The sequence below is a fragment of the Enterococcus sp. FDAARGOS_553 genome (assembly GCF_003812305.1).
In the GTDB taxonomy this organism is placed as follows: domain Bacteria; phylum Bacillota; class Bacilli; order Lactobacillales; family Enterococcaceae; genus Enterococcus_D; species Enterococcus_D gallinarum.
Genome location: NZ_CP033740.1, coordinates 2,133,175 through 2,154,464, shown reverse-complemented (window position 1 = coordinate 2,154,464; position 21,290 = coordinate 2,133,175). Strand labels below are relative to the sequence as shown.

The 21,290-nt window shown below is 40.3% G+C and carries 23 protein-coding genes and 1 tRNA gene; 8 read left to right on the top strand and 16 right to left on the bottom strand.

Translation table 11 applies throughout. From position 1 onward, the window contains the following. Positions 1–91: 91 nt before the first annotated feature. Together EGX73_RS10870 and EGX73_RS10865 are read right to left on the bottom strand one after the other, a co-directional pair. Positions 92–292 (bottom strand): cold-shock protein, encoded by a 201-nt coding sequence (locus EGX73_RS10870; RefSeq protein WP_003126918.1) that lies wholly within the window; start codon positions 290–292, stop codon positions 92–94. 416 nt (positions 293–708) lie between these two features. Then, positions 709–1,833 carry a hypothetical protein gene (locus tag EGX73_RS10865; RefSeq protein WP_003126913.1) on the bottom strand — a complete coding sequence of 375 codons (1,125 nt, stop codon included), beginning with the start codon at positions 1,831–1,833 and terminating at the stop codon, positions 709–711. Positions 1,834–2,013: 180 nt separating this feature from the next. Between EGX73_RS10865 and EGX73_RS10860 the strand changes: the two genes are divergently transcribed. Then, a tRNA-Arg gene (locus tag EGX73_RS10860) sits at positions 2,014–2,085 on the top strand. 225 nt (positions 2,086–2,310) lie between these two features. Here EGX73_RS10860 and eis read toward each other — a convergent pair. The 11 genes from eis to sfsA form a co-directional block, all read right to left on the bottom strand. Then, positions 2,311–3,492, bottom strand: a complete 1,182-nt coding sequence (eis, locus tag EGX73_RS10855; RefSeq protein WP_003126912.1) for an enhanced intracellular survival protein Eis — start codon at positions 3,490–3,492, stop codon at positions 2,311–2,313. Positions 3,493–3,548: 56 nt separating this feature from the next. Further along, a complete protein-coding gene (locus EGX73_RS10850) occupies positions 3,549–3,962 on the bottom strand; it encodes a DUF3284 domain-containing protein (RefSeq protein ID WP_003126911.1) in 414 nt (137 codons plus the stop codon). Further along, positions 3,959–4,147 (bottom strand): DUF3188 domain-containing protein, encoded by a 189-nt coding sequence (locus EGX73_RS10845; protein ID WP_003126909.1) that lies wholly within the window; start codon positions 4,145–4,147, stop codon positions 3,959–3,961. The genes EGX73_RS10850 and EGX73_RS10845 overlap by 4 nt, the downstream gene beginning before the upstream one ends. Before the next feature lie 53 nt (positions 4,148–4,200). Beyond that, positions 4,201–4,422, bottom strand: coding sequence for a hypothetical protein (locus tag EGX73_RS10840; RefSeq protein WP_003126906.1), 222 nt, complete (start codon positions 4,420–4,422; stop codon positions 4,201–4,203). 118 nt (positions 4,423–4,540) lie between these two features. Further along, positions 4,541–5,977: a PTS sugar transporter subunit IIC gene (locus EGX73_RS10835; protein WP_003126904.1), complete on the bottom strand. Its 1,437-nt coding sequence runs from the start codon at positions 5,975–5,977 to the stop codon at positions 4,541–4,543. Between the two features lie 88 nt (positions 5,978–6,065). Then, positions 6,066–6,383: a PTS lactose/cellobiose transporter subunit IIA gene (locus tag EGX73_RS10830; protein ID WP_003126901.1), complete on the bottom strand. Its 318-nt coding sequence runs from the start codon at positions 6,381–6,383 to the stop codon at positions 6,066–6,068. Positions 6,384–6,407: 24 nt separating this feature from the next. Continuing rightward, positions 6,408–6,725 carry a PTS sugar transporter subunit IIB gene (locus tag EGX73_RS10825; protein WP_003126900.1) on the bottom strand — a complete coding sequence of 106 codons (318 nt, stop codon included), beginning with the start codon at positions 6,723–6,725 and terminating at the stop codon, positions 6,408–6,410. A 135-nt stretch (positions 6,726–6,860) separates the two neighbouring features. Continuing rightward, positions 6,861–9,572 carry a sigma 54-interacting transcriptional regulator gene (locus EGX73_RS10820; RefSeq protein WP_003126899.1) on the bottom strand — a complete coding sequence of 904 codons (2,712 nt, stop codon included), beginning with the start codon at positions 9,570–9,572 and terminating at the stop codon, positions 6,861–6,863. Between the two features lie 65 nt (positions 9,573–9,637). Further along, entirely contained in the window at positions 9,638–10,894 is a 1,257-nt protein-coding gene (locus tag EGX73_RS10815; RefSeq protein ID WP_123866940.1) for a DEAD/DEAH box helicase, read from the bottom strand. A gap of 12 nt (positions 10,895–10,906) precedes the next feature. Continuing rightward, positions 10,907–11,905, bottom strand: a complete 999-nt coding sequence (locus EGX73_RS10810; RefSeq protein ID WP_003126897.1) for a Gfo/Idh/MocA family protein — start codon at positions 11,903–11,905, stop codon at positions 10,907–10,909. 17 nt (positions 11,906–11,922) lie between these two features. Continuing rightward, positions 11,923–12,651, bottom strand: a complete 729-nt coding sequence (sfsA, locus tag EGX73_RS10805; protein ID WP_005472220.1) for a DNA/RNA nuclease SfsA — start codon at positions 12,649–12,651, stop codon at positions 11,923–11,925. Positions 12,652–13,023: 372 nt separating this feature from the next. Between sfsA and EGX73_RS10800 the strand changes: the two genes are divergently transcribed. The 3 genes from EGX73_RS10800 (at position 13,024) to EGX73_RS10795 (ending at position 15,296) form a co-directional block, all read left to right on the top strand. Next, complete coding sequence (locus EGX73_RS10800; protein WP_003126895.1) at positions 13,024–13,368, top strand: DUF4828 domain-containing protein; 345 nt, start codon at positions 13,024–13,026, stop codon at positions 13,366–13,368. Positions 13,369–13,578: 210 nt separating this feature from the next. Then, positions 13,579–13,740 (top strand): hypothetical protein, encoded by a 162-nt coding sequence (locus EGX73_RS15950; protein WP_003126893.1) that lies wholly within the window; start codon positions 13,579–13,581, stop codon positions 13,738–13,740. A gap of 221 nt (positions 13,741–13,961) precedes the next feature. Further along, positions 13,962–15,296, top strand: a complete 1,335-nt coding sequence (locus tag EGX73_RS10795) for a serine hydrolase (protein ID WP_005472217.1) — start codon at positions 13,962–13,964, stop codon at positions 15,294–15,296. A gap of 71 nt (positions 15,297–15,367) precedes the next feature. Here EGX73_RS10795 and EGX73_RS10790 read toward each other — a convergent pair whose 3' ends face one another. Next, a complete protein-coding gene (locus EGX73_RS10790; RefSeq protein ID WP_005472215.1) occupies positions 15,368–15,886 on the bottom strand; it encodes a GyrI-like domain-containing protein in 519 nt (172 codons plus the stop codon). A 130-nt stretch (positions 15,887–16,016) separates the two neighbouring features. On the opposite strand from EGX73_RS10790, the gene EGX73_RS10785 reads away from it, so the two are divergent. After that, positions 16,017–17,219 (top strand): YdcF family protein, encoded by a 1,203-nt coding sequence (locus tag EGX73_RS10785; protein WP_029487014.1) that lies wholly within the window; start codon positions 16,017–16,019, stop codon positions 17,217–17,219. 119 nt (positions 17,220–17,338) lie between these two features. Here the strand turns inward: EGX73_RS10785 and EGX73_RS10780 are convergent, their stop codons facing one another. Then, entirely contained in the window at positions 17,339–17,851 is a 513-nt protein-coding gene (locus EGX73_RS10780) for an HD domain-containing protein (RefSeq protein ID WP_003126881.1), read from the bottom strand. Positions 17,852–17,976: 125 nt separating this feature from the next. Further along, positions 17,977–18,735, bottom strand: a complete 759-nt coding sequence (locus tag EGX73_RS10775) for an RNA methyltransferase (RefSeq protein ID WP_029487015.1) — start codon at positions 18,733–18,735, stop codon at positions 17,977–17,979. Positions 18,736–18,844: 109 nt separating this feature from the next. On the opposite strand from EGX73_RS10775, the gene EGX73_RS10770 reads away from it, so the two are divergent. The 3 genes from EGX73_RS10770 (at position 18,845) to EGX73_RS10760 (ending at position 21,231) form a co-directional block, all read left to right on the top strand. Then, positions 18,845–19,126, top strand: a complete 282-nt coding sequence (locus EGX73_RS10770; RefSeq protein ID WP_005472207.1) for an acylphosphatase — start codon at positions 18,845–18,847, stop codon at positions 19,124–19,126. A 112-nt stretch (positions 19,127–19,238) separates the two neighbouring features. Next, complete coding sequence (gene yidC, locus EGX73_RS10765; protein ID WP_005472205.1) at positions 19,239–20,168, top strand: membrane protein insertase YidC; 930 nt, start codon at positions 19,239–19,241, stop codon at positions 20,166–20,168. 121 nt (positions 20,169–20,289) lie between these two features. Beyond that, a complete protein-coding gene (locus tag EGX73_RS10760; RefSeq protein ID WP_003126877.1) occupies positions 20,290–21,231 on the top strand; it encodes an AEC family transporter in 942 nt (313 codons plus the stop codon). Positions 21,232–21,290: the final 59 nt, after the last annotated feature.

Sequence of the window (21,290 nt, the reverse complement as noted above, 5' to 3'; positions counted from 1 at the left end):
AAATACAGAAAATGCAAACAAATTTAGACTCTACCTTCTTTTGAATGAAAGCACAAAAAAAGAGCAGCTAGGCTGCTCTGATAGGCAATAATTAAGCTTTGTTTACGTTAGTAGCTTGTGGTCCACGTTGTCCGTCTTCGATATCGAAAGTAACAGCTTGACCTTCTTCTAAAGTTTTGAAGCCTTCACCTTGGATAGCTGAAAAGTGAACGAATACGTCGTTTCCGTTTTCTGCAGTGATGAAACCAAAACCTTTGTCTGAGTTAAACCATTTTACTGTACCTGTTTCCATAATAAAAATCCTCCTTGTGTTAAAACACATATTTTGCAATTACTTGTATATGGTGAAAATGTGGGAGATGTTTTAAAATGAAACAAGCTACCATAAATTACCGTAACAAAAACTACACTTCGTATTATAGCACAGTTTTTGCTTCTTGACTATCGCAAACTTAAAAAAAAATGAAAACGCAATTATTTCTTAACTTCTCCACAAAGAAGGCACTTTTTTAGAGAAAAAGCCTGTGACATATGTTCTACAACAAAGGCACTAATCCGAAAAATTCTACGATTGCTCCTACAGTTTGTAAGTTCTAGTAGCAACTATACAAGGGATACGCAATCCTGGTAAATCGTTCAGATTATTCTTCTTGTTGTTTATGTCACAGGCTAATTTATTCAACTGGTGCTTTACGGATATTTAGGAAACTAGTACCGCAAGATCGCAGTCAAACTTTTCTCATCCGGCGCATCTTTTTGCTCCAATATAGAAACTTCTCCACTGTTTTCCAACACATTTTTGGCCAATGTATTCAGCACTTGCCGACGATCATACTCAGTATCCGGGTCTTCTCCGAAGCCATCCACTAAATTTGAAGTGGCGATAAAGAGCTGCGCGATCCGTCCTTCTTTCGCTGCTGGTACAATGTCCACTAATTGATCCATAAATTTGCGGTCAAGCAGTTTGTTGTAAGAAGCTACTTCATTCTGCATCAGATCGTCCATCAATTTTTGCGCACACTCGGCAATTTGTTGTGGGGATAATGAAGCAGGCGATGACGCAATACAAGCATCTTTTTTGAAGTAACTTGTTTTTGCAATCTTCTTAAATAATGTTTGATTTTCAGGGAGTGCAAAAAGATAAAGCGGTAAATTTTCCTCATTTGGAAATTCATTTTTAAAATAATTGTCTACAGCTTGGTAGTAATTGACATGATCAATCTCAACCTCTTCGTCTTTAGCACTGAAGCCGTGATAGGCAACGCCTTCACCAGAACTGTTTGGTCCACCTTGTGCACTATAATTGAAATCTCCACCACCGCTGATTTCTTCGCCAAGAGCAGTCTCAATGTCAATAGGAGCGTCTTCAGGCAATGCCACTTCAGTGACTTGCTTGTTTTCAACACGGTATACTTTCATGGAATCCCGATTCAATGCAAGTAAATAAAAGGCATAATTGAATTGGGCATTTTTGATGATCGCCAACAGATAAGGTGTATCTCCGACATAGTATTGATCATCCACGGGAATACTCAAGCGATGGATCAATGTTTCTTCTGCTGTTAAGATCACTGCCACACTTTTGGTGCTGCTGCGCCAAAATGCCTGATCAGCAAGCAGAGTCTCAATTTTTTCCTGGAATTTGTTCCATGAGTGGTCGGGATATCTCTTCTCAAATCGGCGTTTTGCTTCTTTAGCAAAATTTTTGAATTTGATTTGATCTTTCTCTACATTTTGGTGACCTACGTGAGTATTTAGCATGATCGTGACAAATGGTCCATTGATTCCGTCAGTTGTTAATTGCGACAAAAAAGCTTTCCCAAATTTTACCATTCAACATTACCTCCTACTTGATCGGTTACACCTAAAGTGTACCATGCCTATTTTTATCCATAAAGCAAAACGATTGCATAAATCGGGTTTCTATTCCTCATCTTCCCTTATCCCGCAACAAAAATAACTATGACTTAGGGTTGCAGGAAGATGAATTTACAGGTAAAATGGGATTGTTGTGTTCCCTTAGTTAAATGGATATAACAAGTCCCTCCTAAGGATTAGTTGCTGGTTCGATTCCGGCAGGGAACGTTGAAAGAACCTGTTAAACTCTTGTTGGACAAGAGTTTTTTGCTTATCAGATAAAAAACTCTTAGCTGCAACAGAACACTTGTCTAAGAAGCAAGTTAAAACCAAAGATGATAAAACAGATCTGGTCCATCAGCTGTCCGTATCACTGCTCTCATTTCTTAAAGGATTCCTACCTAAAACGCGAGGGAACCATCAGGTATTTTGCTGGTTGGACGACTCGATAAATCAGAAATAGTCTTCTAATATTGGTTTTCCTATTGGAAGATTAGACTTGATGCAGTTTATTGCTGCATCATTTACCACTAATTGTTCCAAGAAAACCATTGTATCAACTGTTTGGTATCCCATAAATAACTGGACAAAACGCTGCACGGTTGTTTTTACTATTGGTTGTTGCGTCTGCGTTACTTTTTCGACTGAATGCTGACCGTCCTTGATAGAGATTTCATAAATCCCATTGTTCCAAGGCGCATATTTATCTTCTTGGATCTCAATAGCAAAAGCTCCATTTAGCTGATAAGTAAAAGGATATTGCGCCAAAAAGCGATGAACATCGACTACCCGCGCCATCATATCCGGTCTCACCTGATAGTGTGCTATTGGTTTGGCAGCAATTGCCTGGCGAATATCATTGTCATAACCTGGTTGATAAATGATTCGGGCAACAGAATCGGCATGAGAGACAATCAATCGATTCAATCCGTGATAAGCCTCAATATTTAAGTATCCCCACTCTTCAATGATGAATTTGCCTTCTTGAATCGTATAAACTAAATAACCGGTATTATTCCCAGCTTCATCGCGGTAAATGGCAAATGTATACGGCTTACGATACGTAAATTTGATCGTTTCCCACCAATCTGCTCGCAGCAATCCGCCTTTTTTGTGTCTTGGCATCGCATGATAAATATCGTGGATCACACTTTTAGCCTCTGACCATGGCAGACGCTGAATCGAACCTGTTACTTTGGGACTATCGGCCCATTCATGAGCAGCAACGTCATAGACCATACGTTCAAAGACGTATTCATACCCATAGCGACGATAAAAGGGAAAAGAAAAAGGTGCTAAATAGGAAAGGACAATTCCCTGCTCATAACAATCTTCCAAGATGCGGCGCATGATGCGGTCGATTCTTCCCTGACTTCGATATTCTGGATATGACGCAACAAAACCGATTCCTGCCATCGGATAGCTTGTTCCATGAAAATCAATGGCAAAAGGTGTGGCCATGATTTGACTAGCCAACTTTCCTTGATCATCATACGAACCATAGTTCCATGAATTCTCTGCTAGTAAGCGATAACGCTCCTTATTTTTCTCACTTAATTCCCATTGGAAAGCATAAGCCACTAAATCCAAAACTTCTTGTGGGCCTGCTTCATCCATTCTACGTACATCACTCATCCGATTTCCTCCTATTACCTACCTGGAAAACACAAAAAAGGCGTCACAGGACCCCTTTAATATGATTCTTCCATCATAACCAGCATTTTTTTGAATTGTTTTCGTTTAAAATAACCTAGAATCGTTCCAAGCAGCATATCATTCATTTGTTGCAAAATACCGAATGACTTCATCGTTTCCGTATAAATTACCTTTGTCTGCTTTTCATTTATCGTTTCCAGCTCATAGCGAACGACAAACTCATTTTTGGTTGTCTCTGTCCGAAACTGATAGACTTGATTCTCAATGACTTCTTCAATTTTGATTTTTGCACGGCTGGAAGCTGAAAATTCCTTGACGTACTCATATCCGGCTAACTGTTTGCGGGAAACCGTTTTGCCTGTTGCCTTGCGGATATCAAATATCACTGAGTCGATTATTTTATCGAAAAAGACTGGACTTGGAACGTTCAATGTTTTTTCAATTTTCATTTAGACTGTCCTCCATTTGATTGATCAGCTTTTTTCTTGCCTTTCATAAACAACAAACCGCCGCCTATCAGCAAAGCAATTCCAGTAGTAAAACTGAAAATGTCTAAACGCATATTGCTTGGGTTCATGCTATACAAAATCACAAGCAACCCGATACTGCACAAAAATAAGCCGTTTTTTATCATTTTGATTCATCCCTATCTATTTAATCGTCCCTGACATCAGTTGTATTACGACATCAAACAGCGGTTGCTTGAAAGTATAGCACAGATCCCCATGGTTGGGCCTTAATCAATTCTTTCGCTTTTTTAGCTGCTGCTTCTGCATCGTCAGCTGTGGTAGTAAAAATCAATTTGATCCCTTGTTTTTCTTTAAATGTGTAAGACACACCGTCTTCATTGTATCCTTCTAATAATTCTTTGATTGCATCTTGTTGCATAGCACTTGCGATTGAGATCATTTTTTATTCCTCCTTGAGCAGTTTTCTTGCTGCTGTTTTCTAACTGTATTCTAAATGAATGAAAAGAAGAACTGCTACCTCAACTATGAAGCGATAGCAGTTCCTCTCGATTAAAGGGCTATTCGCCTAATTTTGGATCAATTTTATTTGCTGAGATAACAAATGGTGCCCAGATGAAGAAGGTGACCACCATACATACTAAAGTGACGATTGGCGCACGCCAGTCTGCACCGGTTGCTAAGAATGATAATAACATTGGCGGCACAACCCAAGTTACTTGTTGAGAAACTGGTGAGACTAATCCCCAGTAAGTAGCTAACCAACCAATTGTTGTAGCAACAAGCGGTGCAATAATGAATGGAATGAACATGATCGCATTCAATACGATTGGCAAACCAAACATGACTGGTTCGTTGATATTGAAGATACCAGGTCCAATTGATAATTTGGCAACTGTCAGATAGTCTGCACGTTTAGAGAAAACTAAGATGGCGATCAAAAGAACGATCGTTCCACCTGAACCACCAAACCATGCAAATGCATCGAATGATCCACGAACCCACATATACGCTTTTCCATCTTCAATGGCTGCTAATACCGCGCTTGTTCCAGTTTTTCCATCATATCCTTTTTGGAAAATATCAATATTGATCAACTGTGCTTGTCCCCAGATACCTTCCAAAACTGGTGCCAATACGTTTGGACCATGGATACCAAAGAACCAGAAGATTTGCACAAAAACAGTAACGATCAAGACTGCACCTATTCCTTGAGAAAGACCCAAGAATGGTTCAGCAATATATTTCTGAACAAGGTCGATAATCAATTGTCCATCCGTCAATTGTCCAACAATAAAGTTAATAATAGCAATAACATACAAAGCGATCGTTGCCGGTAAGATTGCGGCAAAAGCTTTCGAAACTGCTGGTGGAACGGAATCCGGCATTTTGATTGTAATATTGGCTAACATTAATTTACAGAAAATGATGACTGAGATTGCTCCCATGATCATTACAGTAAAGTATGCATTCCCATTTAGATGGTTCAAATTCAACCAGCCCCAGCCGCCAGCTGTAATTCCTTCAGCTGTTGCTGACCAACCAGTTGTTGCTGTACCAGCATTGATTTCATCCATCAAATTTGCAGGAACTGTCGTCGCAACAGATGTGCTATATGAAAAAGCGATTCCTTGGATCAGTGTCGCCATTCCGACGATCCCACCGGCAAGGTCATTGACGCGGTATGCTCGGGCTAAGTTATACCCCCAAGAAAAAGCAAAAACCAATCCAGCTACAGCTAGTGTACCATTCCAAACAAACCCATTAATACTAATAATTTCACGTATAACTGGAATTGTACTTGCATCATAACTAGGCCAAAACTGTGGCGGCAGATCGCGAATGATCGCATTGATCATTACAGCGATCGAACCAGCCATTGTCGCGGGCATTGTTCCAATAAACGCATCACGCAACGCTACTAAGTGCTTTTGAGCACCGATCTTCGCTGCTACGGGGAGAATGTATTTCTCCATCCAACTCGTTAATCCATCCATTTTTATGTCCTCCTATAAGTTCTATTCGCCAAAGAAGATTTTTCTAAGAGATAAAATCAACAAATAACTACTTCTATCCGTTCAAAGATTATTCGTTACTCATACGTCGATAAATATCAATGATTTCTTTCGCTAGATCTGTAAATGCGATTGATGTCATTAGATGGTCTTGCGAATGAACCGTCAACAAGGTCACTGTCATATGGTTGCCTTGTGCTTCTTGTGTCAACAAACCAGTTTGTGAGTGGTGTGCTTCTACTAAAGATGCTTCAGCATCCGCAATCTTTTGGTCTGCCAATTCAAAATTTCCTTCTTTGGCTGCCGCAATTGCCTCCATTGCATCACTTTTCGCATTTCCGCCATACATGATCAAACCCATAATGGCTTCCAAATTTTGCTCGTCCATCAAAAAAATCCTCCTCTTACTTCACTACTTCATTAAGCTTTCTGCTTGTGCTAAAACTTTTTCGCCATTCATCATGCCATAATCAGCCATGTTGATGACTTCTAAAGGAATCCCTTTAGGTGCTAATTTTTGTTCAAACTGTGATTTCATAAAACGTACTTGTGGGCCTAACAATAGAACATCCACCGGTTTTGATTCTAAATGTTGGTCTGCTTCTGAAGCGGAAACTGCAAAAATATCTGCGTCCATTCCTTTTGCTTCAGCTGCTTTTTGCATTTTTGTTACCAACAAACTAGTACTCATGCCAGCAGAACATACGAGCATAATCGTTTTTTTCGCCATCATTGTCACTCCTTTCTAAATTATTATTTACACTTTACTATAAAGCAAAAAGCGTGCCAAAATAAAAAAAGTGCAAACCTTGATTTAACAATGGTCTGCACCAATTTAACGCTTACACACTTTTACTTTTTCTCATTACACACTAATATTGTGTGCGGATTCATGATGATTTTTTATTTCATTTTCTAAGAACATCTGTGTGAGATACGCAATCTCATCTTCAGAGATCTTGATTTGATAATTTTTTTCGATTTGCAGCAAGTTCGTTCGCAACACATCGGTCTCGATTCGATACCGCTTTTGGAAGCTTGCTAAATCCTTAAATGCTCGGGAAGGTTCCTTCTTCAAATTGCTCTCCACAAGAAAAGCAAGGTGGATCACTAACCCGGCATCTACAGTCGGTTCTAGTGTCACATGCAGCTGATTCTGAACCTGATGGACGATTCGTTGCAAGCTCTCGATCAAATGGTAGACAGACCCGACATGCGTAAGGGTATTTTCAAGAGAGCGAACAATTTTCTCGATGGGAACTTCATCAGAAACGATTCGCTTCAGCACATTCAACCGTTCGTCATCAAAGACATCATAAGCCGAAAAGAAAGGAATGTTTTGATAATCGATATCTACTGTGCCAGCGATGGCTTTGATCTCATATTCTTCTAGCAACCCATCGATGTGTTTCTTGAAGGTTTCTTTCTCAATAAATTGCATTTGAATAATTTCGACCTTCTCTTGATCGACGACCGGATAGATGCGCTGATACAGCTTGGCAGCGACACCTTCTCCCGTAAAGCACGTAACGATTACTGCCTTTTTATTGCCTTTGGCTTCCCGAACCGTGCGGAATTGCTCTTGAACGATCGTCTCAAAGGAACGCTGGATGTTTTGATAGATATCCTCGAGACTGCGTCCACTCTCTGCCATGCGCAAAGCTTCCAGCACGATCATCGTACTGGACATGGAGATTGCTTTCGTCCGAATGCCCGTTTCTTCATAAATAAGTGTTGCAAAAGAGTTCAATGATCCCATATCAGTGAGAAGCAATAGACCATTGCTTAATTTATCTTTATTCTTAGAAACATAGGCCAGTAACTTTTCATACATGGCGCCCACTTCTGTATCCAATGACATATTCATTGCATAACCGCTAGTGGTTTCCAATAGCTCCTGTGCGGTTTCCAGCATGCTGCTAGCTGTTGCTCTTCCATGCATCAAGACGACGACTTCTACCTTCTCAAGCGGCATGATCTGTTTTTTCACCTGAATAGCTAGAAACATACTAATAAAGCCAATTTCATCGAAGGGAATCTCCACGTGTCGTTCCTCTTCAATAATAGTTGATAGATCCATCGCCACCTGAAACTCTGATTTCAGATTTTTCCGAATCGTATTTAAGTCTGGATGAACGATCATGTGGCCTTCTTTTACGCGTTCTAATGTACTTTGAAGATGAAGTGCAAAGGCAAAACGTGCTTTTTCATTGTATGTACGATCCAATTTTTGCTCAGCGATATCATAAAGGTGATTGGTCAGTTTCCAAATATCTTCTGGAATCAACTCTTTGTGAACGGGATTTTGCGTCAGCTCTTCTACATACATTTCAAAATAGGCATCCACATCCTTGGAAATCAGATTTTCCAGATCGATCGTTGCAACACCTGTCTCGATCAAGCTGCTGACTTTTTCTTCAATCTCATTGTAAACCTGCATATTTCTTTGAGGATCTTGTGACCAAACAACATCTTGATCCCCAGGCTCGAAACTCAAAAAATCGCCTTTGCCTTCTAAAAATCGATCGAGACGTTCCGACATTTCTTTGATTTTCAACAATCCTTTTTGGACTTGCAGTGAACAATCTTCTTTACGAATCAATAAATGCTTTTTGCCGTAGGTCCGATAATGGAGAAATGCTTTGGCACAGACTAATTTCAAATCACGTTTGATTTGACCGATATTGCCTTCTGCTTCATACAGCATAAAGGCCAAAATCGCATCTCGCTCAACGTCGATCCGTTGATTGAGCCGAGTTGCTTCTTGCTTGATAAATAAGGAGATGATTTCATATCGTTCATCCAGTGAACGACTCTCCACATTCGGCAAAGTGATGGCCATTGGAATCCTTCGGTTGAATGTCGTCAAAAATGTTTCTGAAGATTCTGTTGTAGCACCGATGATCTGCACAGAAGCTTCGTACACTTGATTGCTTTCACCTAGAGGACGATAGACTCCCTTGTCGATAAAGGTAAAGAGCATTTCCTGGCCTTCCGGCGGCAAACGATGAATCTCATCCAGAAACAAAATACCGCCATCGGCTTTCGCCATTAGTCCGGGACTATCTTCCGCAGCGCCAGTGTATGCTCCTTTGCGGATCCCAAAGATATGACCAAATAGCAATTGGGGATTTTGCGCATAGTCCGCACAATTAAACGCAACAAATGGGGCATCTTTTTTCAGCATTTTTGATTCCACAGCGAAATGATACATACACTCCGCAAATAATGATTTCCCGGTCCCGGTTTCGCCGAATATAATAGTATGCAGTCCACGGGGCGGATATAGAATGGCCGCTTTCGCCTGTTGGATACTGACTTTCAAAGAAGCTTGAACGCCCACCAGACTTTCAAAACTAACCTCGGAGGACACATCCACATGAACTTCCTCATTCAATGGTTCATAGATTACTGGCCGACCAGCACGCTTGCTGATTTTATTTTCTTTAAATAATTCACTGAGATAACGGCTTGCATTACTGCGATCGATTTGTAAAATCTCCGCAACCTCTAAGGCTGTCAGACCTTGTTTGTGCAGTTCGATCGTCTGAAAGATTTCTTCTTTCCTTGAATTCACGAAAATGCCTCCTCAATATTACACACTAGTAATTAACCACCGTTAATGGTAACACAAAAAGACGCTCAATGGCGTCTTTTGCCTTTATCTTTTTGGTTTTTTTGCTTTTTCTTCGTTTTCTTTGGCATAGTGTGTAATTTTTCAGAAGTTTTTCTGGAATTTTTCTGCACACTCTGCTCTTTTTTAGGTTCACTTTTAACTTCCGGACGCTCTGTGTGAAGCGCACCTCCATGCAAGAAAACTTCTTGCAGCGTTAGATCCAGCTGTGCGGCAATTTTCTTTAGATCCTTTAATGTATGGTCTTGAACGATCGTGATCACTGTGCCCTCATTTCCCATCCGTCCCACACGACCTGCTCGGTGAAGATAAGATTCTTTCTCTTGTGGAACCTCGGTGTTGACCACATACCCCAGCTGATCGACATCCAATCCTCTGGCAGCAACATCTGTCGTTAGTAATTCACAAATCTTTCCCTGACGGAACCCATCAAGCGAAGCACGGCGGGTCAGTTTGTTCTGGTCTGAAGCAAGGGAGGCGACTGGCAAACCATGAAAGAGCAGTTTTTCTTCAGCATTACCTAATGCACTTAATTCATTGAAAAAAATCAATCCCTGAAAATCTGGTAAGTAAGCCAACCGGCGCAAAGCATCCACTAGTTTACGACTCGGGTAATTCAAATAATAATGATGGATCACCCCTTTGCTCTGGTCTTCCTCTGTCACATCAATGACCTGTGGTGTTTCAAAAGCCAGTTCTTGAATTTCTTTTAGAACCTCATTGGCAGTTGCAGAGAAGAAACTGCGAGTCGCCTGTTTTGGAATAAGCGTCAAGATTTTGCTAGCGAGCCCAAAGGCCCCTTCTTTCAGTAATTGATCCACTTCATCCAAGACTACCCCGTGAATCTGTTGCGTTTTGACTTTTTTTAATTTGAGCAATTCCAATACTCGTCCTGGTGTCCCCACCAAAACTTCTGGTTTGGCCTTCAACTTTTCAATTTGTCGCTTAGTATTTGCGCCGCCAATCAGTGGTAAAACCTGCAAATCTAAAAGCTGGGCCCAATCTCGTGCGACCTGTGTGACCTGCATGGCCAGTTCTTGGGAAGAGGTCAAAATCAGGAGCTGATTGCCTTCACCAACTTTTACAGTTTCCAATAAAGGTAGTAAATAGGCCAATGTTTTCCCTGAACCTGTCGGTGAAACGCCTACTACTGATTGTCCTGATTTCAAGAGGGGGTAAACCCGTTCTTGAATCAGTGATGGCGCAGAAAAGCCGCTGCTTTGCCATTTTTCTTGCCAAACTTCTGCTAAATAAGTTGCTGTCATACATTCCATTCCTTACTCTTTGTCTGCGTCAAAGGAGATTTCTGCGTGTTTTCTCATGAGATAGATCGCTTCATTTACATCACGAGCTAATTCGATCCATTCTTCATAGCGCGCACCCAATTGGGGATCTGCTTTATTTTCGATGACTTCTGCAAAATCTGCAGCTTCTTCGACCATCGGATTTGCCTGCGCGGTCACCGGTAATACCGTTTCATTATTTGTACGGTCATAAAATACCGCTTGTTCAATGGCATTGACTGCATTTAGTTCCAGTGTTCCATTTTCAAAATATATTTCGGATTTCAAGTCAGAGTTGCCGATTTTTCCAGTTTGAATGGTTACGTCAAAAGTTTCATAACGTAAAATGATCGTACCGATCCCATCGACTCCTGTCACGATTTTCCGGGCAAAATAATAAACATTTTGTGGTCTGCCAAACCAAGCTAGTGCTGCATAAACGGGATAAACACCCAGATCTACCAATGCGCCGCCAGAAAAATGGGGAGAAAAAATATTTGGCTCCTCTCCTGCTAACACTGCATCATACCGTGAAGAGTATTTCATATAGGTAAAGTTTGCACCAATGATATTGCCATGTTCAGTTAAGACAGACGCAATGGTGTCAAAACTTTTCTCATGAATGTTGCGCGCTGCTTCAAAAAATAAAACTTGATTTTCATTGGCCAATTCAATGATCTCAGCCATTTCTGATGGTGTCGAAAAGGCAGGTTTTTCGACGATCACATTTTTTCCTGACAAAATCCCTTGTTTTGCTTGTTCAAAATGCAAACTGTTGGGAGATGCAATATATACCGTATCTAATTCTTCTAGTTGAAAGAAAGCCGTTAAATCATCTACACAAGTCACTTCTCCGTATTTCTCTGCAAAAGACTGAGCAGTCGCCAGTTTTCTAGAATAGACAGCCGTTAGATGGTAGCGTCCCGTTTCATGTGCAGCTTGTACAAATTGATCCGTGATCCAATTTGTACCGATTATCCCTAAATGAATCATTCATATTCCCTCTTTTCTTATAAGTTTGGGTCTTCAAAAGCAGCCGTAAGATCAAAAGGTACTGCTTTATTAATGGAAATGCTGGTTTCATCCACAAGACAATTATACGCGAAAACTTGGATTCCGTCTGCAATTGCTTGTCCGATTTTTTTTGCTAGCTCTGGTTGCATGGCACGATGGATCGTCGCGACATCAATGTCTTCAAATTGGACGACAAACAATACCGCGGCATAGTACCCTTCTTTCTTGGCATCTATCAGTTCACTTACATGTTTCAATCCGCGACTGGTGGGCGCATCTGGAAAAGCACCCACTCGTTTGTTTTCCAAAGTCATCCCTTTGATTTCTATAAAGCCCTTTTCTCCGACATCTGTTTCAAAATAAAAATCAAACTTTGAACGGTGATACGTCACTTCTCTCTTTAGTAAAGTTAGATTGCCTGTGATCTGCGGTAAAAGAATCGTTCCGTCCAATAAGGATTCATAGGCCAAACGGTTTGGGACTTGACTGTCGATATTAATCCATTGGTCGCCCTTTTTTACTGCGATCAAATCATAATTAGTTTTTCTCTTTGGACTATTCCAGTATTGCAAAGTGACTAACGCACCAGCAACAAGTACCTCTTTTCCTCGACCAGTATTTTTGACGTGAACGATTACTTCCTCCCCTGACATCAATCGACAGCGGGCAATAAAGCGATTTTCCCGAATAATAAATATCGCTAAGTGACTATTTGGATATTCCATCTTTTTCCCTCTCCATTAATACCTCGGCCTTAAAACAGCCGGACTTCCTTAAATAAACGCTAAATCAGTTGATCTAGTAATTGATGATGTTCTGATTCTCAGTGAAAGACTCTCTTTCAATTAAAGTAGGAGAAAGCAGAAAACTTTCTATCTGATTTTACCATAAGCTATGGAACAATGCTTTGGGTCAGCATCATTGCTGCAGCTATCCGCTGCAGCTGCAATTTTCTGGTATTTTCTGAGGGCTGTAAGATTTTGATAAATGGATTATGCGGTCAATTAAAAACTTTTAAAGTTCCGACCAAAGTAGGAGGATTTCCTTGTTCCCCATGGTATACTAGTTCCATCATAGGTAGGAATGGATGTGAAAATGTGAAAAAACGTTCACTGTTGATTGGTCTGTCACTTTTGACCGGTGTTGCCAGTTCGCTCATATTAAGAAAAGAAAAGCAAAAAACTGAGCCCCGCCAACAATTCGTGGGGAAATGGCAGTTCACTTCAAAAATGAAAGACACTGTATCCATTGAGATCACAGAGGAGCATTCACTGACAATTGATGGGAAACATTCACCTACTGTGATCGTTGAGCTGACCCCATCAAGATTGGTTTTACTAGATTCATTGGGTTACCATTTGATCATTGAACAAAAGGACCAGCGCTTCACCCTTTATGATGAAGCAGAAGATTGGCAATATCCTTTGACAAAAATCGAATGATTTCTTCAAAGTTTCTTCATTATTTATTCTTGATTTCCTCTGAAAATGCTCAGACTTTCTACCAGCATTTTTAGACAGTTCATGCTATGATAGTAATAAGAAGTGGTTGAACAAGGTGTTCCGTTGAGTGATAGATGATCGTTCATAGATTAAGGTGTAGGTTCGATTCCTACCTTCCACATTAATTAAAAACAGAAAGAAGGGATTTCTATGTTAGCGACGTTTGTTTCACTTTTTTCAATCTTTGGTTTAGCCGCATTACTTGGAGGAACGCTGTTTCTTGCCCGCCAATTGATGCAGCAAGAAACAAGAGCAGTGAAAGTACCTGTAAAAGTGCAAAGTGAGGATCCCCGAAATCATATTCGCCGATAGTTTTATTAGATAAAAAAACTGCTTTTCTTTGTTCGTTAAAGAAAAGCTTTTTTTATGTCTAAAAACAACTGTTGTTTCAAGACAAAGCGATCACTGGTGTGATTCGGCAAGAAGAAAAAAGCTGGTTCTTACGAATTTTTGAACTTTCTGTTAGAGTATTGCAACTCAGGAAACTCTTTGTTAAACTTTTGATTTAGATACAGAAACGAAGGAGTTTACCTATGCAGAAATTATCCAAAATCTGGTATTCATTGATTGCGGGTCTAGCAACCCTCTTTTTTATTGCCGGAATACCAATGATCTCCCACGCTGAGGAGACTACATTTACCGCTGAAGAAATCAAAAACTTTTCTATCGATGCAAAAGCTGCTTTTTCAGTGGATTTCGATACAGGCAAAATTTTATATGACCAAGAGGGAGAAACCCCGATGGGCATCGCCTCAGTGACAAAAATCATTAGTCTGTATCTAGTAGCAGAACAAGTCAAGCAAGGCAAATTGACTTGGGAAGACCCTGTTGAAATCTCACAATATGCAGCCGACCTCAGTGTCACACCTGACTTGTCCAATGTTCCTTTGCATCGTGATGTTCAATACACCGTTAAAGACCTTTATGAAGCGAGCTACATTCAATCAGCTAATGCTGCGGTCGTTGCCCTAGCAGAGAAAATTGCCGGGTCGGAGCCAGCCTTTGTCGATCAAATGAAAGACAAACTCACTGAATGGGGAATCACAGATGCTAAGATTGTCAATGCTTCCGGACTGAATAACACCTATCTGGGAGAAAACCTTTACCCTGGTTCCACTTCCACTGATGAAAATGAATTATCTGCAAAAGATGTCGCTATCGTAGCGAGACATTTGCTCCAAGACTTCCCAGAAGTATTAGAAGTCACCAGCACGGTTACCAAAACATTTGGTGAAGGTTCCTACTCACCAGTTGAGATGGTCAACTGGAACTGGATGCTACCTGGTTTCATCAACGCCAAAGATGGTGTTGACGGTTTGAAAACCGGAACCACTGATTTAGCAGGTGCTTGCTTTGTTGGAACGGCTGTGCGAGATGGCCAGCGTATTATCACCGTAGTGTTAAACGTCAACGGTCATGCTGAGAATCCTAGTGTACGTTTCACCGAAACAGGCAAACTGATGGATTACTCATTTGATGCATGGGAGCAAGTTCCTATTCTATCTGCTGGTGATCAGTTAGCAGATACAAAAACGGTCGCTGTTAAAAACGGCAAAGAACTTACTGTTCCCATAGCGGTAAAAAATGATCTTTCTGTTTGGGTACGTAAAGATATGGATCCAAAAGACTTCACTACAACAATCGATTATAACAAAACAATGAACGAAGAAACTGTCTCTGCACCAGTTGCCAAAGGAACGGATTTAGGAAAAGTAACAGCAACGATTCCTGCAGATACATTAGGTTATATGGATGGTAGTAAAGAAGTCCCTACTACTGAGCTGATCACTACTAAAGCCGTTGAAAAAGCAAATATTTTTGTTATCGGCTGGCGATCAGTTGCCAATTTCTTTACAAATCTCTTTTAATCAAAAATAAACTTCCAGTGTTTGGCGTTGCCGGTAAGACCGGTAATCACTAAAACACTGGAAGTTTTTTGTTAAGAGAGTAACTCTTCTTTGGTTACAACAGGCGCAATCGGTTCAATAGGAAAATACAGTTCTACTTCCCCTTCTTGAAAATTAGGCAGGTAGTGTTCCTGAATAGCTGCTGCCAGTTGAACATTATTTTCTGGAAGAACTTCTCTCAGCATCTTCTCTGTCATCATGTTTAGATTGGCTTCATTTGTTTTTACGACCATGTATTCCATCTCTGGCATTTGCCAACGGACCCAATCTACTGGTGGAAAATTATCCGTAGTGACTTGGACACCCGCAAGGTAACGTCCTGTCTCTTGCCATGGTTCCAGCCAGTTCTCTCCGTCACTCATCAATCCCCAGAACTGCAGATTTTCCGCTTCTTGATCGGCTAGCAAAAACTCGATTTCTTCAAAATCTTTCGTTGCAAGATCCCATAGTGCCGGTACCCATGAAGGGCCTTCTTCAGCAAGACCTTTCCCTTCTTTTCCGACAACATAAAACGCTGGGAGTGTTACTCGGATCACTTCACCTAATTCCATGCTTGTGCCTCCTTCTTTCTTCTCTATCCATTGTAGCGAATTCAAGAAAATTCAGCAACTTTGACCACATCTGCAAGCTTTTTCTTCGAAAATTAGGTATACTGTTCTTAGATTTAAAGGAGTGAAAAGAATGGATTTTACACAAATTGGGCTTTTCAGTATCGCTTATATCTTAGGAGCGATTTTTGTTTTTTGGTACCGTAAGAAAAAAGATGACCCAGATATCTTTTTCTTCGAGTGTTGTTGGACGATTGCCGCTTTATTGGCCTATTTGTCCATTTCGGAATTACGTACTGGCAGTTTTTTTATCTTAGCCCCGCTTAGTTTGGCCGGATTATTTTTATATTCCTATTTTAAAAACAAGCATCGTTTAGTGAATGGTTTGCTTTTTAATGTCTTCATCTTGACCTTTGGGATTTATTTGCTCGTTAATCTTTATCGGACAGAAGATATTTTAGTCGGCGGGATTTTAGCTGTTGCATTAGTTGGCTTTCTATTCGTTTTTCTTTTTGGTTTGTATGGATTGATTATTTTCCTCTATTGGAATTCAATCGTCGTTTTACGCCGAGAATCCCACTCATTGGCCAACCTGTTGACATTGGTTTTAGCTATCGTTTTAACGATCTTGTTGGTATCGGATTCCTTTTTACATGCCTTACCAAGTTGGGTCAGTGTTTTATTTACAATTTTTCCGGCATCGCTGCTTTATTTTTTTGTGGTTTTTCTTAACTTTTTGTCGATCTCGGTTATTTATCAATTCAATCATCCCCGCTATGACCAGGACTTCATTATAGTTTTAGGGGCAGGTCTCCTTAATGGCGAGAAAGTTTCTCCATTATTAGCCCAACGGATCGATAAAGCTATCGCATTTTATCATCTTCAATTTCGTGCGAAGAAAACAGCCCCTCGTCTTTTGATGTCCGGTGGTCAAGGCAGCGACGAAAAAATTCCTGAAGCAGTGGCCATGAAAGAATATGCCGTTTCTCAAGGAATCCCTGAAAGTGAAATCTTAGTGGAAGCCAATTCGACAACGACTTACGAAAATATGAAATTCTCCAAAGAAATCATGGATTCGTTACGTCCAGAAGGATATCACGCAATCTTTGCTTCCAATAACTATCATATTTTCCGGGCAGGGATGTACGCCGACCAAGCGCATGTCAAAGCAGATGGGATTGGCTCACACACAGCCTTCTATTACTTGCCGAATGCTTTTTTACGAGAATATATCGCCATTTTGTTCATGCACAAAAAAAGACATGCGTTAGCTATAGGCGGAATTGCAATCATCATCTTTTTGATGACTATTCTCGAATTTTTCTTTGGAAACTAGCGTAAGTATGCCCTTTGAATGGAATCATGAGCACCACGATCCAATTGTTTCACCACCATACAAAAAAAGCGCCTGGAATCTGATAAATCACTACAGATTCTAGGCGCTTGCCTGTTTTATTAGAGATGTGTTGGTCGTTGTTTATGCCAAAACCGTTGTTGCCATTTTGCTTTCATGGCTTGAGTCATTGGTTCTGATGCTTCCTTCACCGCACAATATTTATCCACCATGGTTACGATATAACTTTCTTTATATCGGGGTGGTGCAATGGTTGCTCCCCACATATGTTTCAAAATAATGTCCCGCTCGAGATCACTTAATTCAGTAATTTTCTCTGCGTTTTTAACGGCAATTCGCGGATGCATATAGGCATGTGTTCCTTCATCGAATTTGGTTGTACGCCAATCATAATAGAAAAGGTCATGCAATAATCCAGCCCGAGCTGTTGCACGAGCATTGCCGCCCCATTTTTTTGCCAATTTATAACTGTAATAAGAAACGCTGATCGAATGTTCTAAACGTGTGGAACTCATATGTTGAACATAATTGGCTAATTTTTTTACAGCTTCTGTCTCTAACAAATCTGCTACATAAGACATATACTCGCTATCTTCTTGCCATTTTTCTGTCATAGATTTATGCCTGCCACCTTTTTGATACTGCTTATTTCTTACAAATAGAAGTATAGCATCTGCTCAGACAGAATTCTAGGAGAATCCAAAGAGTTGCTTTGAGTTTAACAGTTCCTTAAAAAAGTCTAACTGACAAAAAAGTACATCAAAATACCGGCAGCAATAGCTACATTCAGTGATTCTGCTTGCCCATAGATAGGAATATAGACATTTTGATCGGTCAACCCTAAAATATCTGGATGGACGCCTTGTCCTTCGTTCCCTAAGATAAACGCAGCTGTTCCTTTCTTAGATAACTCTGTATAAGAAACCGCCTCTTTATTCAATTCAGTCCCGTAAATAGCAGTCCCTTGGGCTTTTAATTTTTGGATGAATGCTGGCACATCCCCTTCAAGGATCGGTAAATGAAAGTTGCTGCCTTGCATACTACGCAAGACTTTTGTGCTGTAACGATCAGCTGTGCCTGTTCCTAAAAAGACCCCAGCAAAACCCGCAGCATCGGCTGTACGAATCATAGTCCCAACATTCCCTGGATCCTGGACATTATCTAAAATCAGCCAATTTCCATGAATCGTTTCTTGAACGGTCTCTTTTTCGATCACTGCAAAGATCCCTTGGGGTGTCGGTAAATCTGATAGAAAAGCAGCTACTTCATCGGAGATACGAAATACTTTGTCTTGATAGTCTTTTAACTGATTGCCGGTTTCTTGGATTCCTTTATCAGTAACAAATAGATAATTGATCGGTGCCGATGCTGCAATGGCTTCTTGTACCAAATGCCAACCGTCGATTATATACGTATTGGTTTGATTGCGGTATTTTTTTTGTGCGAGTTTTTTGACCTCTTTGATCAATATATTTTTTTTTGAAAGAATTTCCTTCATCCTGTTCACCTCGCCTCATTATAGCATGAGTCAAAGGATGAAACTTGTTCTTTCGTTAGAAAAACGCTATCATATACTATAGAGGTTGACTGAAACGAGGGATGATTTGATGAAAAAAATACGCATTCAAGTTCAAGGCAGAGTCCAAGGAGTCGGTTTTCGTTACACGACAAAATTGTTAGCGGACCGGATGGGGATCCAAGGATCCGTCAAAAATGAATCTGATGGTTCAGTAACGATCGAAGCTATCGGCGAAGAGAAACAGGTAGACGCTTTTGTTGAAGCGGTCAAAGATTCACCGTCTCCTTCTGGTAAAGTGACAAGTACAAAGATCCAAGAAGATCCTTCTATCAAGGAAAGAACAAGTTTTGATGTTGAATATGGTTACTAAATCTACGACGAAAGATTGATTTTTCAATGAATTTCCTTTTGTACATTGAAATAGTCGGTCTTTTTTAGTATAGTTATTTTTGTCTAAATTTATAGTGAAGAGGAAGAAAAGAATGTCAAAAATGAATAAATGGCTGCTCTCGTCTGGATTGTTAGGACTTTTACTGACTTTATCCGGATGCGTCAGCACAAACTCTGATGGAACACCGAATGAAAACGGCATGATCTATCGTTTCTTAGTGAAACCATTAGGTAATTTGATCACCATGCTGGTAGAAAACTTCGATTGGTCTTATGGTTGGGCAATTATCGCTGTGACAATCGTTGTACGCCTCATTATCTTACCGCTTGGGATCCATCAATCGAAGAAAACGATGATCCAAAGTGAAAAAATGCAGTTCTTGAAACCGCAGGTAGATATCGCACAAGCCAACTTGAAAAAAGCGACCACTCGTGAAGAACAAATGCAAGCACAAGCAGACATGCAAAAAATTTATTCTGAAAATAATGTCAGCATGTTTGGCGGAATCGGTTGCTTGCCGCTGCTGATTCAGATGCCAATATTTTCAGCTTTGTATTTTACTGCTCGTTACACACAAGGGATTCAAAATTCGGAATTCTTTGGGATTTCCTTAGGACAACCAAGTTTCCTATTTGTAGCCATTGCTGGTATTTCGTATCTCATACAAGGATATATTTCAACCATTGGAATCCCAGAAGAACAGAAAAAAACGATGAAAACAATGTTGATCGTTTCGCCATTGATGATTGTCTTCATGTCATTAAGTGCACCTGCTGGTGTAACGTTATACTGGGTTGTCGGCGGGGTCTTCAGCTGCCTGCAAACCTTTATTACAAATGTCATCATGAAACCTAAGATTCGTGCGCAAGTTGAAGCAGAAATGAAAGCCAATCCGCCTAAAACGGTCGTGACGCCTCGGAAAGATGTCACTCCTACGCAGCAGACGCAGCCTACAACGCCAAAAAACTTGAATCATAAAAATGCAAAAGGCCGTAATGCCGGCAAACAACAACGAAAATAAATTTAGAACTATGACCGACTCTTCTCGGTCATAGTTTTTTTGATTGCTTTTTTGGGGTATTCTTTTCTGATTGAATTGATTATGGAATCAAGATTCGCTATAGTGAAAGAGAGGTGAGTTCATGTTCCAAGCATATAGCAATATTTTTGTGATTTTTAGTTTGATGTTTATTGGCTACTGGTTGTCTTTTAAGCAATGGTTCTCAAATCGTACAGCAGATACCTTTTCAAAACTTGTTTTGAATCTCTCACTGCCGGCAAGTATGTTTTTGAATATCATCAAGAATTTTACCCGCGATGAATTCCTTTCATTGTTTTCTGGAATGATTATTCCATTATTATCCATTGTCATTACTTATGGGATCAGTAAACTTTGGCAGCGTTTCTTTCAAGTAGCTCCCACTCATCATGGATCCTTCTCCACCATGTTTACTTTTTCCAATACAATTTTTATTGGATTACCGATCAACCTGGCTATTTTTGGCGAAAAGGCTGTTCCTTATGTCTTGCTTTATTATATTGTCAACACTAGTTTGTTTTGGACGGTTGGGATCTATGAAATCGCTCGAGACAGCCCTAGTTTCGAAGAAGCAAAAGTCTCCTTTCACCCTTTAGTTGTGTTGAAAAAAATCTTCTCTCCTGCATTGATTGGGTTTATTATTGGATTGATCTGGATGCTCTTCGATTTTCCTTTACCGAAATTTATTGCAGGCCTAGGAGGCTATCTTTCTGAGTTGACCACGCCTCTATCCATGTTCATCATTGGGATCATCGTTTACTATAGTGGTATCAAGAATTTACGTATGACCAAGGATCTTGCCGGTGTCCTCGCAGGTCGTTTTCTCCTCTCTCCATTGATCGTGTGGCTGATTGGTCAATGGATACAGGTTCCTTCATTGATGTTGCAAGTCTTTATCATCCAAGCATCGATGCCTGTTCAAAATTCTGTGCCGATCCTGGTTAGAAATTACCATGGAGATGAAGAGTTTGCTGCTTCTTCATTAGGCTACTCCGTTTTGATTTATATGATTTACATTCCATTATTGTTGATGGTTTTATTATGACATGCAGCAAAAGTGTCGATGTATAAAACAAAAAAACGATTCGAGGACCTATCATTTCT